The sequence below is a fragment of the Paenibacillus sp. JT22N12 genome, assembly GCF_056269365.1.
The window spans coordinates 448,808-464,440 of sequence record NZ_JBWDNU010000001.1 but is presented as its reverse complement, the minus strand read 5'-3'; the positions used below and the strand labels follow the sequence as shown (position 1 = coordinate 464,440).

Below are 15,633 nucleotides of genomic sequence, written 5' to 3'. Positions count from 1 at the left end.
GATGCCGGTTCAGTTCGGATGCCAGACCTATACCTGGCAGATGTCGTATGACAGATACAAGAATTCATTCGCCGAGATTTTGGATACCATCCAGAAATCCGGCTTCAGCGGAGTCGAAGCGGAGGTCTGTATGCTCGGTTCCTTCTATGAGGATCCAAGGCTGCTTCAAGAGGCATTGGGGAATAGAGAGCTTAAGCTCGCGGCTCTCACGCTGGCGCTTCCCTGGCTTCACCCCGAAGAGACGGAGGAGGAAGCAGCGGAGGCGGAGCGGCTGCTTGATTATTTGGACCATTTTCCGCAGGCCAAGCTCATTCTCGTTCAGCTTCCCGGCTCTGACCGCTCCAACCTCGACGAACGGCGCCATAATGCGCTCCAGTGCATCAACGCTGTAGCCAGACGGGCCAGCGGCAGAGGAATTATCTGCGCGTTCCATCCCAATTCTCCGCCCGGTTCGGTCTTTCTCACGGAAGCGGATTATGCTGTCATGTTTGCCGGCCTGGATACCCGCTATGTGGGATATTGTCCGGATTCCGGTCATATTGCCAATGGCGGAATGGAGGTATTGGACGTATTCCGCGCACATGCTTCTCTAATCCGCCATGTGCATTTCAAGGATATTTCCCGGGGCAGGCAGTGGCGGGCTATGGGAGAGGGCGTTATTGACCATCCCGGAATCACGGCTTTCCTGAGAGAGAGCGGGTATGACGGCTGGATTATGGTTGAAGAAGAATCCGAACAGGCGGAAGCAGATCCGGACAGGGCTGCTGTCCAGAATGGAAGATATATGGAAGAGGGGCTTAGCTAGGCAGGCCGCACAAGAAATTCTTCGAGAGGAGGAGCAGCGATGGCAGCAAATGCGGACCATGCCGGCATCACCGCCGTTAACCCTGGTACCGGGAAGACAAATCTGATCCAGAAAAGGCTTGCGAGGTACTGGCAGCTATATCTGCTTGTGCTTTTGCCGCTGGCTTATATTATCATCTTCAAATATATTCCCATGCTGGGTGTACAGATCGCTTTCAAAAACTACAATATCGCCAAGGGGATGTGGGGGAGCGATTGGGTAGGGCTGCAGCACTTTCAGCAGTTCTTTGGTTCCCCCAACTTCTGGCCGATTCTCAGGAACACCCTGCAGATCAGCCTGGTCACACTGCTGTTCAATTTTCCGGCACCGATTATCCTGGCGTTATTTCTGAATGAAATCCGGACCGGTTTTTTCAAGAAAACCGTTCAAATGGTCACATACGCCCCTCATTTTATCTCAACGGTCGTCATGTCCGGCATGATTCTGCTCTTCCTTGCGCCAACGGGAGAGATCGGCAAGCTGTTCAAGCTGCTTGGCATGAAGGCGGTCAATTATTTGGGGCTGGCCCAGGATTTCAAATATGTCTATGCCCTCACGGATATGTGGCAGCATATGGGCTATGCCTCCATTATCTACCTGGCGGCACTATCGGGCATCAATCCCGATCTGTATGAGGCGGCGAGAGTGGATGGGGCGTCGCGTTTCAAAAAAATGCTTCATGTGGATATTCCGGGGATCATGCCGGCGATCATCGTCCTCCTGATTCTCAGTACGGGGGATGTGCTGAATGTGGGTTTCGAAAAGACATATCTGCTGCAAAACTCGCTTAATCTTCCAGGCTCGGAAGTGATCGCAACCTACGTCTACAAAGTAGGATTAATGAATGCCAATTACAGCTATTCCACGGCAATCGGCGTATTCAACTCGGTCATTACATTCATTCTTCTTATTCTGGTTAACTGGATCGCCCGGCGGTTCTCGGAGCACAGTTTATGGTAGATGGTGAAGGGAGGCGCATCGATGTCTGGCATTAAAATCAAGGAAAGCCCGTCTGACCGGATCTTTCTGGGATTGATCTATGCCGTGTTGATTCTGATTCTGATTATTATTGCTTATCCGCTGCTCAATGTTCTCAGCTCATCGTTCAGCGATTCCAATGCGGTTGTTGCCGGAAGGGTCTCCATTTTCCCGGTTGAGCCCACACTTGCCGCGTACAAAGCGATCTTTGCAAGCTCACAGCTGCTGACGGGTTATCTGAATTCTATTTTTTACACCATAGCCGGTTTGCTGTTTCAGGTTTCCCTGACAGTTATGGTCGCTTATCCGCTCGCCCGCAAGCAGCTTTATGGAAGGGGGCTGATCACGGGCTTGCTGGTATTCACCATGTTTTTCGGCGGCGGCCTTATCCCGACGTACTTGGTTGTCAAGTCACTTGGCATACTCGATACGAGATGGGCGCTCATTCTTCCGGGAGCGCTTGCGGTGTTCCAGGTTATCGTCGCCCGGACTTTCTTCCAGACGAGCGTTCCGGATGAACTATATGAAGCCGCTGAACTGGATGGATGCAGTGAAATCGGGATATTCTGGCGCATTGTGCTGCCTCTTGCGAAGCCCATTCTTGCTGTGCTCGTCCTGATTTACGGGGTAAATAACTGGAACGCCTATTTCGATGCGATGATCTATCTGAACTCGGATCATTTGTTTCCGCTCCAGCTGATTCTGCGGAATATTCTGATTCTGAACACGCAGCCCGGGAAGATAATGGCTGATCCCGAACGCATGATGGCTTTGCAGGAGATCGCGGCACTGCTTAAATATGCGCTGATTGTAGTGGCAAGCCTGCCTGTCCTGATCTTCTATCCGTTTATTCAGAAATATTTCGTCAAAGGCATGATGATCGGCTCTTTGAAAGGTTAATTCGAGAGGGAGGGTTACAGTTCATGACCAAAATATTCGGATTGTTACTGGCTGCCATGCTGGTCTTAAGCGCATGCTCAAATTCAGGAGCCGGCACCGGCGAGGACACAGGAGGCAATACTCCGGCTTCTGCAGAGGGCAGGATTTCGCTTCCCGCATTTACATTGCAGTCCTCCGCCATTCAGGATTATGATGATAATGACTTGACGAAGCTGATTGCGGAAAAATTCAATGTGGATATCAAATGGACCCTTGCGCCGGCCGATGCGGTGCTCGAGAAGCAAAATGTGCTGCTGGCCAGCGGCAACTACCCGCCGATTTTCTTCGGAGGCCAATTTAACCAGAACGATCAAATCAAGTATGGCCAAAGCGGAATCCTGCTTCCGTTAAACAAGCTGATTGAGCAGTATGGACCGAACATCCAGGCCGCATTCGAGAAATCGCCTTATCTGCTTAAGGGCGTGACCGCTCCCGATGGAAATATCTATGCTTTGCCGGGACTCGAGGAATGCTACCACTGCGATTACTCGCAGAAAATGTATATCAATAAAGAGTGGCTTCAGAAACTGAATCTGCAAATGCCGACGACGACCGATGAGCTGTACAAGGTATTGAAGGCGTTTCAAGAGCAGGACCCCAACGGCAATGGGCTTGAGGATGAAATTCCGCTTACCGGCGCCACGAAGTGGTGGCATGGCGAGCCTACCTATTACCTGATGAATGCGTTCATCTATGCGACGGATGAGACCTTCCTGACTCTGAATGATGGAGTTGTGGATATCTCCGCCAACAAGCCGGAATGGAAAGAAGGCTTGGCCTATGTCAAGAAGCTTTACCAGGAAGGTTTGATTGACCCGCAGGCGTATACGCAGAATTTGGAAGGCCTGCAGAAGGTGACTGACAACCCCGACACGATAATTGTAGGCGCTTTCACCGGCGGATGCTGCGTTCCAACCATTACGGATGACGCCAGATGGACGCAGTATGAAGTCGTTCCGCCGATCAAGGGGCCGGGCGGCGTACAGCTCACCGGTTATTTTGGCGGAAGCGTCGGAGACGCGCAATTTGCGGTCACGAATATTGCCAGTGAAGAGCAGCAGATTGCCGCCATAAAAATCGTGGATTACTTCTTCTCGCAGGAAGGCGCGCTTGATTCCATGTATGGTCCCAAGGATATCGGCTGGTTCGACGCCAAGCCGGATGAGAAGGGAATTGACGGAAACCCCGCCATTTATCAAGGAATCGAGGCTTACACGCGCAAGGATAAACGCAGCGTAACCTGGGATAACAACTTGAAGTATACGCCGGCCGAGCTCTTTAATGCCAACGTTCAGGGGCAGGATATCACCAAACCGGACGGTTTCGAGAAATATCTCGCCCTTCAGACCGACAAGCTCGTGCCGTTCAAGCCGAAAGAGACCTTCCCGCAAGCGATTTGGTACAATCCTGAGGAAGCGCAGAATATTGCACAGATGAAGACCGATATCATGAGCTATATCAGCACGAATGCGCTTCAATTTATTACGGGCAATAAGGATCTGGATAAAAGCTGGGATGACTACGTGAAAGGCTTCGATGGTCTCGGACTGGTGAAATATATCGAGGCCAATCAAAAAGCTTACGATGAGCAGTATAAATCATAACAGCAAAAAATAGAGATAACGGGTCTGCCGCGCGGCAGACTCGTTATCCGCATTCATTCCCTTATGAGGTGCGCCGATGAAACGACCCTGGTATTACCGCATGCTCTTATCGTATTTGCCGATCCTTCTCTTCATCTCATCCTTCCTGTTTTTTATCTTTTTTCAGGAACTGGGCGCGCAATCGAAGAGGGATGCAGTAAAGGCGAACCATGTGTTGAATCTGCTGGCGATGAATAAAGTCGAGAATTCGCTCAATGGAATCGATTATGCGCTTGTTGACTTTACGCTCAACAATAAGGTATTGAATCAGTTCTTTCAGTCGAAGAGCAAGCAGAATGTGGTACTGAATAAGGAAATGCTGAAGGAAATTGAGACGTTCAAGAGGCAGAATCCCCTCGTTGATTCGATTTATCTGGTGCGGTCCCAGGATGAGATCGTTCTGACGGAGCGATATATGTTCAGTGAGGACGACTTCCCGGAAAACGCGTATATTCGTGAGATGGAGCAGTCCACAGGCTCCATGAAATGGACATCTCCCCATAGCTACCAGGAGTTTGCCCAGTCCACGCCGAAAAATATGGTTACACTGGCAAGAAGCTATTTTACTCCTCTTGGAGAGCGTTGTCTCGTCGTCGCCAATGTGAAGGTGGATACGCTTCGATTGCTGGTGGAGCAAACCTATAACCCAGAGGTCAGCTTCGTGTCCGTCGCCGGCGCCGACGATACGGACATCCTTGGGAATGGCGGCAATCTGAATGATCACCAGATGTTGTCGGAAACCAGGTCCGACTATCTGAATTGGACATTCCGCAGCGGATTGGTGAACGGCGCTTTCAGCAAATTTGCTTTCGAGGCATCGAAATTCTGGATTATCCTGGGTGCGATTACAGTCATTCTGGGCCTCGTTGCGATTGTCTATGTAACCCGGCGCAATTACCGGCCGCTGGAGAATGTCGTATCCCAAATCCAATCTCTTGGCACCGGCAAGCCGATCAAAACAGGAACCAATGAGTTTATGCTTATCGAATCCGCCATTGAAGATTTAAAGAAACGTTCCACAATAATGGAGAAGCAGCAGGAAGAAGAGATTACACTCCGTAAAAAACATTTTCTATATGAAGTGATTGAAGGGATCCGCCACATCCGTGAAGACGAATGGGCTGACGAGATGGCCAAGTACAATCTGCCGGAGGCGCTACAGGGAGCCCAGGTGCTCGCCATTGAGATCGACAACTATGCCGTATTCAACCGCAGCTTTACCAAACGGGATCAATTTCTGTTTAAATACGCCATTCATAACAGCGCCACCGAGATCTTCCATAATTATTCCTTGTCCTGCTGGAGTGAATGGGTATCCGGCAAAAGGCTGATCTGCATTGTGCTCCAGTCCGAGCATGCGGGCACGGAGAGAACCCGGCAGGCCTGCGGGGAATTCCTCGAGTGGGTGACCCATCATCTGCCCTTAACCGTTACGGTAGGCATGGGCGCTATGGTGAGTCATCATGATCAAATCGCGGAATCGTACCAGGAAGCGCTTCAGGCGCTCAAAACCAAATTTTTCAGAGGGCTGGGCACGGTCATTCTGCTTGCGGAAACGAATGTCAGGCAGGGTGCCGAGCTGTTCACCTATTTGCAGCCGATCCGCTCGCTGGCCCAGGACTTTCGAATTGGCGCGGCCGGATGGGGTCAGACCTTCAAGCAGCTTTTTGATGATTTCCATTCCGATCACTTGTCGGCGGATGATGTGATAAGCCTGCTGAACTATCTGATTTTCCAGCTGGACAGAACAATCAGCGAGCTTGCTCCGGAATATCAGAAGCCATGGAGAGACAAGGGGATGCCGCTCCTCACGGATGTACTCGATACTGCAGAGACGCTGCAGGATATCCAGCTTCCGTTCTTCAGTATATTATATGAAATCGGAGAGAAGATTGGCAGCGCCCACAGCGCGAACAATCATCATCATCTTCTGCTGGAGATGCGGGTATATATAGAAATGAATTTCACCAATCCCGATCTTTCTCTTGAGCGTCTGAAAGAAGAGTTCGGCTTGAATCCGAAATACCTCAGCCAATTGTTTAAAGAGAAGTTCGGTGAAGGCTTCATGGATTTCTTGATCCGGCTGCGGATTGAATATGCCAAGCAGCTGCTTCGGACTACGCCCGACCCGATCCAGTCCATCGCGGGAAAAGCCGGCTATCAGAGCGTCATTTCCTTTACGCGGGCTTTCAAAAAAGTGACATCGGTGTCGCCGGGTGATTACCGTAAACAGAAGGAGCAATAGCGGAGGTTCTGATTTTTTAGAAATGGATGATACCAATCTGGTAATTGGGAAGGAGCAGGACAAACATGAATAAATTAACTGCAGCCGTTGTCGGAGGGGGGCAGGGCGGACAGCTGAGTATGAAGGCGCTGGAATTGTCGGACAGCTTCGAGCTCAAGGCGGCGGCCGATCTGAGGCCGGATGTCTGCGAGCGGTTGAAGGAGAAGTATCCGGGGATTCTTACATTCACGAATCACAAAGAGATGTTCGAAGCCTGCAAGACGGATATCGTCTGTGTCAGCACATTTCCGCCCTCGCATGAAGAGGTTGCGATGGATGCGCTGGCCATGCTGCCGTTAAGAGGGATTCTGGTTGAAAAGCCGCTCGGCCACACGGCGGCTTCGGGCCGCCGGATTCTCGAGGCGATCAAGTCCCGGAGACTTCCTGTCGCGGTGCCGCATGGACTGCTGGCGAAGGCGACGCCAGTTGCGATTATCGAGCGGGTGCAGAAAGGGGAGATCGGTGCCCTCAAGCTGGTGGAAATCCAGAATGCCAAATGGGATATTATCAATGCTGGAATACATTGGCTCAATTTCTTCGTCAAGCTGACTGGCAACGAGCCGCTGGACTGGGTGATGGGCCAATGCGACACCTCCACCCGCACTTACCGGGACGGCATGCAGGTGGAGACAGCTGCAATTACTTATGCGCAGACGCGCAGCGGCATCCGCGTTGTTATGAACACAGGCGATGATGTGCTCGTGGCCCGTGAAGGCAAAGAAACATTGTTCCGGCTTGTCGGTACGCATGGACTGATCGAATTCTGGGGCTGGGAAAACGGCTATTGGCTGCTCAACCAGGAACATCCTGCCGGGGAGCTGATTGAGCCCCATGAGTTTCCGGTAACGGGACATCAGCTTCATCTGGAGAATATGGCGGATTTGATCGCTGCAGGCAAGTCCGATTACACCTTGGCGGACAGCTCGCTTGCCGCGCTGGAAATCGTCGAAGGGGCATATCTGTCCGCCCGGACCGGATGCCGGGTCACGTTCCCCGTCGATGACTTTGAAGTTCCGGCTGGCGCCCGCGATTGGGAAGCGGGAATCCCTTATTCAGGAACAGGCGGCGGCCGGGACGGAAGGTTGCTGTGAGAGCCCTCTGGATCTGTATCGACTGCGGGAGCTCACGACCAAATTTTTGCATATAGCGGCCTGGCGTTATAAACAATTAGGATTCAGGATTCTTAATCGGGAAACAGGCTGCCGTGGCAGCCTGGGATAGAATATCATTGTCTGCAAACAAGGAAGTCTGCTGAACCACCTTTGGCAATCTTCCTTGTTTACTCAGCGAGTGAAAAATGAAACACATCCTGCAGAAGAACGGAGGCAGCAGCAATCAGCTTGGCTTCCTGGCCGAGGGAAGAGGTGCAGATTTGAAGCTTGTCCGAAAGTGCATAAAGCGCGTGCTTGGATACATAGGCCTTGAGCTTTTCGAACAGGACGCCGGAATTATCGATCAGCTCGCCGCCGGTAATGATTACCTCGGGGTTGAGCAGGTTAACTAGATTAACGATACCTGCACCCAAATAACCCGTGATTTCGTCTGCGATATCGGATGCCAGAGCATCCCCGGCATCAAGCGCCTGATTGAAGATGACAGGTGTAATGGCATTGCGGTCGCCGCCTGCCATCTCCATCATTGACGTTGCCCTCCCTCTTGATATCGACGTCACGATCCTCCAGTATACAGCGGGCCAGCTCACGTAATTCTCAAGGCAGCCGACATTGCCGCATTCGCATCGGATTCCGCTCCGGTCCACGCTGGTATGACCAAATTCCCCGGCGCCACCGCGCGCTCCGCTAAGCAAAGTATCATTAAGAATAATACCCGCACCGACTCCATCACCGATGGTTATATACAACAGGTCACGGGCTCCGCCATATTTTCCTGTTTTTTTCTCCGCGAGCACGGTGGCATTTGTGTCATTCTCCACCCAGACCTTGAGTCCGTAACGTTCCTCCAGTGAGGCTTTAAGATGAACGTTCATCAGATTCAGTTTAGCATTATAATGAATAACTCCAGCACCCTTGTCGACAATGCCTGGTGTAACGACAGAAAGACCAATGCATTTTTGCATATCGGGGATCTTTGCGATTACACGGTCAATCATTTCATGCATTGCCAAGATCACCTTGTCACCTTGAAGCTCCCGGCTTGGCATCGTTTGTTTTTCGATGATTTTGAAGGCCAGATTCATCTTGGCAACCTCAATTTGCGAGTTCGCGATCGATACGCATATCATAAAATGATTGTCCGGCGAGAAGGTGAGAAGAATTGGTTTTCTCCCCCCGTTAGACACGCCGACGCCAATTTCGTTCACGAAGCCTTCCTTGATCAGCTCCTGAACTGCTGAAGCAACGGTAGTAGGGCTGATCTTATTACGTTTGGCAATCTCGCTTCTCGAGATCGGGCCATGCTCCCGAATCATATTCAGGATAATAAAGCGATTCAATTCCTGAATTAGTTTTAAATCGCCCGTTCGAATTTTCTTCAATGGCAGTACCTCCGGATTAAGAATGTATAGTGAAAATGCTGCATTCGTGTTACAGCCAATAGTAGCCGATAGGGAAGAATATCGGCAATAACAAATTGAAACTGGATGGAAATCAAAATATTGACATTAGAGGGAATTGCCTATAAAATATCTTGCAAGCGCTTTATTTTTTTGAATACATAATCCAATGAATGGATTAACTTTATGCCGCTTCAAAATATAATCCGCTTATCTTATTTCATACAGCTCCCGTATCCTTCTACCTTTTTCTATCGTTTGTATTCTATCTATTAGCATATTAAAGGAAAAATATTCAATGGCTTGCTCCCGTCCAGACCATATACATGACATTCACCTGCGAAACCTGGCAGGGCTTCAGGATAGAAACAGGTGATTTCAATGTCAATTATATGTTAACTATATCTTAAAAACAAAAGTTTATAAGGGTATTTATGTAAAATATATTGACATGAATTTCCTGAAAGGCATATAATTCAGCTAAGCTCTTCATTATGCGCCGATAGAATCCCGGCTGGAATAATGTGACGGCAATTTTCTATTTTCTTAATTTTCCGAATAATGAAATTATATAAAGATCAATCACAATCTTCCGCAATCGAAGTGAAGTATTTGCTCGTTATTTGTTTACACCCGCCCACTTAATCCAATGGGAGGATAAAGATATGATTTCATCCTTTTTAAGGAGGTGAAAATCCGGCATACATCGGGTCCGGCAACTTTTTTTCTCATTAGCTTTCAGCTGCCTTAATTCTATTTTATAGGAGGTATTCAGATGAGTAAGAAAGCAATTTCTTTATTGGTCATGCTTGTGATGGCGGGTTCTATTCTTGCTGCCTGCAGCGGTAACGGTTCCAACGGCAGTTCCAGTGGAACCGATGGCAAAAAGACGCTTAACGTTGCACTGTGGGATGAGAATGCCAAAGGCTTCATCGACAAGACTATCGCCCTCTATAAGAAAGACCATCCTAATGTCGACGTCAAAGTGACATATACACCATTTGCCGATTATTGGACTAAGCTGAAAACCAGTCTGGCTGGCAAGGGCGGCCCCGATGTCTTCTGGATGAATGGTCCGAACATCTATGCCTATGCCTCCGCGGGCCTTATTAAAGACTTGAAGCCTTTGATCGAAAAAGATAGTTTCGATACTTCCGTTTACACGCCTGCACTGGTAGATCTATACACGTACAGCGGCGATCTGTACGGCGTTCCTTACTTCCTGGATTCCGTAGGCCTCTATTACAACAAAGAAATCTTCGACAAAGCAGGAGTCAAATATCCAGATGAAACCTGGACATGGGACACCATTACCGAGAACGCCCCGAAGCTGACGGATAAAGCGAACGGCATTTACGGCTTTATCGCACCTGCCTCCAGCCAGAACGGTTACTACAACTTTATCTCCCAGGCAGGAGGTTATGTGCTGAATCCCGACAAAACCAAATCCGGTTTTGATACGCCCGAAGCCCTATCCGCTTTTGAATGGATGGACAGCTTCATGAAGAACGGTTACTCGCCGAACCAACAGCAGCAATTGGAGACGGAGGCTATCCAGCTCTTCGGATCCGGCAAGGCGGCTATGTACCCGGGGCTGTCCGTTAATGGTCCCGAGCTTTACGAGCTGCTTGGCGACAAGCTGGCGGTTGCTGCACTGCCCGCCGGCAAGCAAAAGGCTTCCATCGTGCACGGTCTAAGCTGGACCATCAACAATAACACCAAGAATGAATCGGATGCATGGGATCTCATTAAAGTCTTGACCGGTAAAGAAGGAAATACGAATCTTGCCGATTCCGGCTTCAGTATCCCCGCTCTCAAGGGAACGGAAGAAGGCTGGTTGAAGTCAATTCCTTCCCTGGACCTTAAGGTATTCGTCGACTCCCTGGCCTTCGGTGTGCCTTATCCTGTATCGGAAAAAACAGCCGAGTGGCAGGCAATTGAAACCAAGGAAATCCAGGATGCTTTTCTCGGCAAGAAATCCATGGCAGACGCGTTGAAGGCCATCGGTCAGGGTATGGACAAGATTCTCTCCGAAGAAAAGAAACAATGATACTGCTGTCGGACAGGTGAAAGGACCTCTCTTTTCACCTGTTTCACCACAAACGGAAAGGGTGGCGATTGCATGATGGAATTGGACGCGCAGGCAAAGGGCCACGGGCGGGAAGGCATGCGCCGGAAGCGCGGATTCTCCGGACTGGCGTTACATGAAGCCATGTGGGCGTATTTATTCATTGCACCGGTTGTGCTGGGACTTGGCATCTTCTATATTGCGCCCTCTCTGGTATCGCTCTATCTGTCCTTCACGCAGTGGGACGGATTGTCGACGCCGGTGTTTATCGGAATCGATAATTTCACGGCGCTTGCGCATGATGAGGTGTTCCTGCGAGCAATGCTGAATACGCTGCTGTATACGATCGGGACTGTACCGCTTACCTGTGCCTTTGCGGTTGTTCTTGCCGCATTGCTGAATTCGCAGATCCGCGGCATGATCGCCTATCGTACGATTTATTTCATCCCTGTCATCACCATGCCGATTGCCGTCGGCATGGTCTGGAAATGGCTGTACAACTCGGAGTACGGACTGATTAACTATGTGCTCGGCAGCTTGCATCTTCCGCAGCCGAACTGGCTGTTCGATGATAAGATCGCATTATTCTCGATTATCATGATCAGTGTATGGAGCGGAATCGGATACAGCGCCGTTATTCTGCTTGCGGGCCTGCAGGGCATCTCCGCCTCTTACTACGAAGCGGCCTCTCTTGATGGAGCCAGTAAGGTGTATCAATTCTTCCGTATTACCATCCCGCTGCTCGGACCGAGTCTGTTCTTCGTCACGGTCATTTCGTTTATCAACTCATTTCAGGTATTCGATCTGATCTTTATTCTTGTAGGAAAGAACGATTCCATGCTTGATTCCACGCGGACAATTGTTTATAGCATATGGGAGAACGGCTTCAAGTTTTTCAACATGGGTTACGCATCTGCTGAAGCATTCATCCTGTTTTTTGTCATTCTGATTTTCACCATTGTCCAGATGTATCTTCAGAAGAAATGGGTTCATTACCAATAAAGGAGGGGTTCGAAATGGCTCAGGCCCAAGCGGCTGTTCAATCCCAGGCCAAACCCCGGCGTTCCGGACATTTGGCCGTTCATATTGTGCTAATCATCGGTGCGGTGTTTATGATACTCCCTTTTCTATGGATGATCTCCACTTCAGTCAAGTCGTTTGCGGAATCCATGCAGGTTCCTCCGGTATGGTTCCCTGTCAAATTGCATATCGAAAATTACGCGAACGTCATGGATAAGGTGAACTTCGGCCGCTATTATCTCAATACCTTTCTGATGACGACCGGGAGAACCGCAGGCCAGCTCGTATTGTGCTCTCTGGCCGCCTACGCGTTCGCCTGCATGAGATTCCCGGGCAAATCCGTCATTTTCGTTATCATGCTGTCGGTTCTGATGATTCCTTCCCAGGTTATCATGATTCCAAGCTTTGTTATCATGCGCAATTTGAACTGGCTGGACAGCTTCTACGTGCTGATCATTCCAGGCATCTTCAGTGCCTTCGGTACCTTCCTGCTGCGCCAGTTCTTCATGGGTCTTCCCCGCGAGCTGGAAGAAGCTGCGAAGATTGACGGCTGCAGCTATTTCGGTATTTACAGCAGAGTCTATCTGCCGCTGTCAACGTCGGCACTCGTATCACTGGCGATCTTCACGATTCTGAACTCCTGGAATGATCTGCAGTGGCCGCTGATTATGACCAGTCAGGATGAAATGCGGGTGCTCTCGATAGGAATCTCAACGTTTCAAGGACAGCATTCAACGGATTATCCGCTGCTGATGGCCGCGGCCGTAATGGCAACCATCCCCATTATCCTGATATTTATATTCTTCCAGCGTTATTTTATTGAAGGGATTGCCATGAGCGGTATTAAAGGATAAAATCCTATCTACTGCTGGAAAAGCAGTCTCATCTGACCATAAAGGAGACAAGGGCAATGATGCATATATTATTGATCGGGGCGGGCTCCATGGGCGGCAACCATGCGATTTGTTACTCGCAGATGCAGGGCGTAACGCTTGCAGGTATCGTGGAAATAAGGCCGCAGAGAGGCGGGGAGCTTGCAGCACGTGTCGGTACCAGGGTATTCCCTTCACTGGAAGAGGCGCTCAATCACTTGGACAAGGTTGATGTTATTGACGTTTGCCTGCCTACTTTTCTCCATAAAGAATATGTGATGAAAGCGGCGGATGCAGGCAAGGATGTCATCTGTGAGAAGCCGCTGTCGGGTACGCTCGAGTCTGCGCGAGAGATGATCGACTACTGCAAGGGCAAGGGCGTCAGACTGTTCGTCGGCCATGTGCTGCGCTTTTTCCATGAATATGAAAGGGCCAAGGAATTGCTCGATGCAGGCACCGTCGGTCCTGTGGCCGTAGCCCGGACGAGCAGGGGCGGCGGCTTCCCTGCGGGTTGGAACAACTGGTATAACGATTTCTCTTTCAGCGGAGGATTGACGCTTGATTTGATCATTCATGATTTTGATATTCTGCGATGGTATTTTGGCGAGGTTGAGCGGGTATACGCGAAGGGCCTTTATCCCACAGCGCCGGATAAGCTGGATTATTCGCTCGTAACGCTGCGGTTTAAGAACGGCACAATCGCCCATGTTGAGGGGTCCTGGGCCCATGACGGCTTCGCGATGAAGTTCGAACTGGCGGGCAAAACAGGCGTCATCGACTATGACAGCTCAAGGGATAAGCCAATTATCGCTTTAAGCCGCGTGGCTAAGGAAGGCATCGTTGGCGTTGCCGTGCCGGAAAGCCCTGTCAAAGAAAGTCCTTATTATAAAGAATTGAAGCATTTCCTGGCTTGTATTGCGAACAACGACGAGCCGCGTGTGTCGGCCGAAGATGCCTTCAAGGCGATGGAAATCGCGCTTGCAGCTATCGAATCCATGAAATCAGGCAAACCGGTTAAGCTTGGTGCTGAGTCGGCAATCAACATCCGGAACGGGGAGGGTTCACGATGAAGATAGGGATTATCAGCTTCGCCCATATGCATGCCTACAGCTACGCACACGCCCTTAAAGGCATAGAGGGTGTCAATCTGGCGGGGATTGCAGATGACAATAGGGAGCGCGGCGAGAAATACGCGGCCGAGTTCGGGACTGTCTATTATTCCGATTACAAGCAGCTTCTGAAGCAGGGGCTGGACGGCGTTATCGTAACTTCGGAGAATATCCGTCACAAGGAGCATGTGGTGTCGGCGGCTGCAGCCGGTATTCACGTCATGTGCGAGAAGCCGATTGCCACCACACTTGCGGATGCCCGCGAGATGATTGCGGTCTGTGAGGAGAATGGCGTCATGCTCCAGACGGCCTTCCCGGTCCGATTCAGCACGTCGGTCCGGCGGGCCAAGGAGATTGTCGACTCCGGCAGCTTGGGTGACATTATTGCCATGAAGGGCACCAACCGAGGGCAGAATCCCGGCGGCTGGTTCATCGACCCTGCCTTGTCCGGCGGCGGCGCCGTTATCGATCATACCGTTCATGTCGTTGATATCATGCGCTGGTTTACCGGTGCAGAGATCACAGAGGTCTATGCTGAAATTGACAATCTCGTATACGATACGCCGATTGACGATACCGGAATCATCACTATGACCTTCAATAACGGCATATTTGCGACGCTTGATTGCAGCTGGAACCGCAACCGAAGCTACCCCACCTGGGGGGATGTCACACTGGAGATCGTTGGTACGGCAGGTACGCTTTCCCTCGATGCAATGAACCAGAAAATCAACGTATTCTCGGATAATAACGGCTTTAAGCATGCATTCTGGGGTGACGACATGGATACAGGCCTTGTCGAGGATTTCATAACCGGAATCGGAGAAGGGCGCAAGCAGGCTTCCGTGACCGGCGTTGACGGGATGCGCGCCATTGAGGTTGCGCTTGCAGCCTATGCTTCGGCGAAGCAGAAGGATACCGTCACGTTGGGTGCCGATGGGGCTGTACCGGGAAACCATTCATAAAAAAGCTGGATGAAAAATAAAGTATCTGGGATCATAGGCTTCCGCTGGGCTTGGCATAACTACGTTCCTTGCTGGGCCGACGGGACATGAGATCAAGATGACAATTTAATAAAATAAATGGTCCCTGTATCTTTCGGATACAGGGATTTTTGTCGTACGTTTATTTTCACATCAACTCGATCAATGTGAAGGAAAAAACATATTTTTGCCCAATCAAGGAGCCGCCAGCGGCTTTTTTAGCCAGTCCTGCCAAACAGGTTACCAGATGATTATTGACGATAATTTGGCATTTTGACTATGATGGACCAAATTCTTCCTTCAAGCAAAGCCCAGCTGTTCATTAGAAAGGGGGACCCGTATTGAAGAACGAAGCCGCCAATTTATCCTCGCAAGCTGCAG

At 50.2% G+C, this 15,633-nt stretch carries 12 protein-coding genes; 11 read left to right on the top strand and 1 reads right to left on the bottom strand.

The window, feature by feature from the left end; all coding sequences use genetic code 11:
- Window position 1: 1 nt before the first annotated feature.
- From AC0YOA_RS01915 to AC0YOA_RS01890, 6 genes are all read left to right on the top strand, one after another.
- Window positions 2-805, top strand: coding sequence for a sugar phosphate isomerase/epimerase family protein (locus tag AC0YOA_RS01915; RefSeq protein WP_475785161.1), 804 nt, complete (start codon window positions 2-4; stop codon window positions 803-805).
- A gap of 39 nt (window positions 806-844) precedes the next feature.
- Window positions 845-1,804: an ABC transporter permease gene (locus AC0YOA_RS01910; protein WP_475785160.1), complete on the top strand. Its 960-nt coding sequence runs from the start codon at window positions 845-847 to the stop codon at window positions 1,802-1,804.
- Window positions 1,805-1,825: 21 nt separating this feature from the next.
- The gene (locus AC0YOA_RS01905) at window positions 1,826-2,722 is read left to right on the top strand and encodes a carbohydrate ABC transporter permease (protein WP_475785159.1); all 897 of its coding nucleotides are present in this window, start codon (window positions 1,826-1,828) and stop codon (window positions 2,720-2,722) included.
- 23 nt (window positions 2,723-2,745) lie between these two features.
- Window positions 2,746-4,365, top strand: a complete 1,620-nt coding sequence (locus AC0YOA_RS01900; RefSeq protein WP_475785158.1) for a type 2 periplasmic-binding domain-containing protein — start codon at window positions 2,746-2,748, stop codon at window positions 4,363-4,365.
- A 76-nt stretch (window positions 4,366-4,441) separates the two neighbouring features.
- Window positions 4,442-6,649, top strand: a complete 2,208-nt coding sequence (locus AC0YOA_RS01895) for a helix-turn-helix domain-containing protein (RefSeq protein WP_475785157.1) — start codon at window positions 4,442-4,444, stop codon at window positions 6,647-6,649.
- Window positions 6,650-6,714: 65 nt separating this feature from the next.
- Window positions 6,715-7,779, top strand: a complete 1,065-nt coding sequence (locus AC0YOA_RS01890; RefSeq protein ID WP_475785156.1) for a Gfo/Idh/MocA family protein — start codon at window positions 6,715-6,717, stop codon at window positions 7,777-7,779.
- 188 nt (window positions 7,780-7,967) lie between these two features.
- Here the strand turns inward: AC0YOA_RS01890 and AC0YOA_RS01885 are convergent, their stop codons facing one another.
- A complete protein-coding gene (locus AC0YOA_RS01885; RefSeq protein WP_475785155.1) occupies window positions 7,968-9,182 on the bottom strand; it encodes an ROK family transcriptional regulator in 1,215 nt (404 codons plus the stop codon).
- A 793-nt stretch (window positions 9,183-9,975) separates the two neighbouring features.
- Between AC0YOA_RS01885 and AC0YOA_RS01880 the strand changes: the two genes are divergently transcribed.
- From AC0YOA_RS01880 to AC0YOA_RS01860, 5 genes are all read left to right on the top strand, one after another.
- Window positions 9,976-11,250 (top strand): ABC transporter substrate-binding protein, encoded by a 1,275-nt coding sequence (locus tag AC0YOA_RS01880; RefSeq protein ID WP_475766439.1) that lies wholly within the window; start codon window positions 9,976-9,978, stop codon window positions 11,248-11,250.
- Between the two features lie 75 nt (window positions 11,251-11,325).
- A complete protein-coding gene (locus tag AC0YOA_RS01875; RefSeq protein WP_475785782.1) occupies window positions 11,326-12,270 on the top strand; it encodes a carbohydrate ABC transporter permease in 945 nt (314 codons plus the stop codon).
- Window positions 12,271-12,284: 14 nt separating this feature from the next.
- On the top strand, window positions 12,285-13,142 hold the full coding sequence (locus AC0YOA_RS01870) for a carbohydrate ABC transporter permease (protein ID WP_475785154.1): 858 nt from the start codon (window positions 12,285-12,287) through the stop codon (window positions 13,140-13,142).
- Window positions 13,143-13,198: 56 nt separating this feature from the next.
- Window positions 13,199-14,230, top strand: a complete 1,032-nt coding sequence (locus AC0YOA_RS01865) for a Gfo/Idh/MocA family protein (RefSeq protein ID WP_475785153.1) — start codon at window positions 13,199-13,201, stop codon at window positions 14,228-14,230.
- Window positions 14,227-15,234: a Gfo/Idh/MocA family protein gene (locus AC0YOA_RS01860; RefSeq protein WP_475785152.1), complete on the top strand. Its 1,008-nt coding sequence runs from the start codon at window positions 14,227-14,229 to the stop codon at window positions 15,232-15,234. Before AC0YOA_RS01865 ends, AC0YOA_RS01860 begins: the two co-directional genes overlap by 4 nt.
- Window positions 15,235-15,633: the final 399 nt, after the last annotated feature.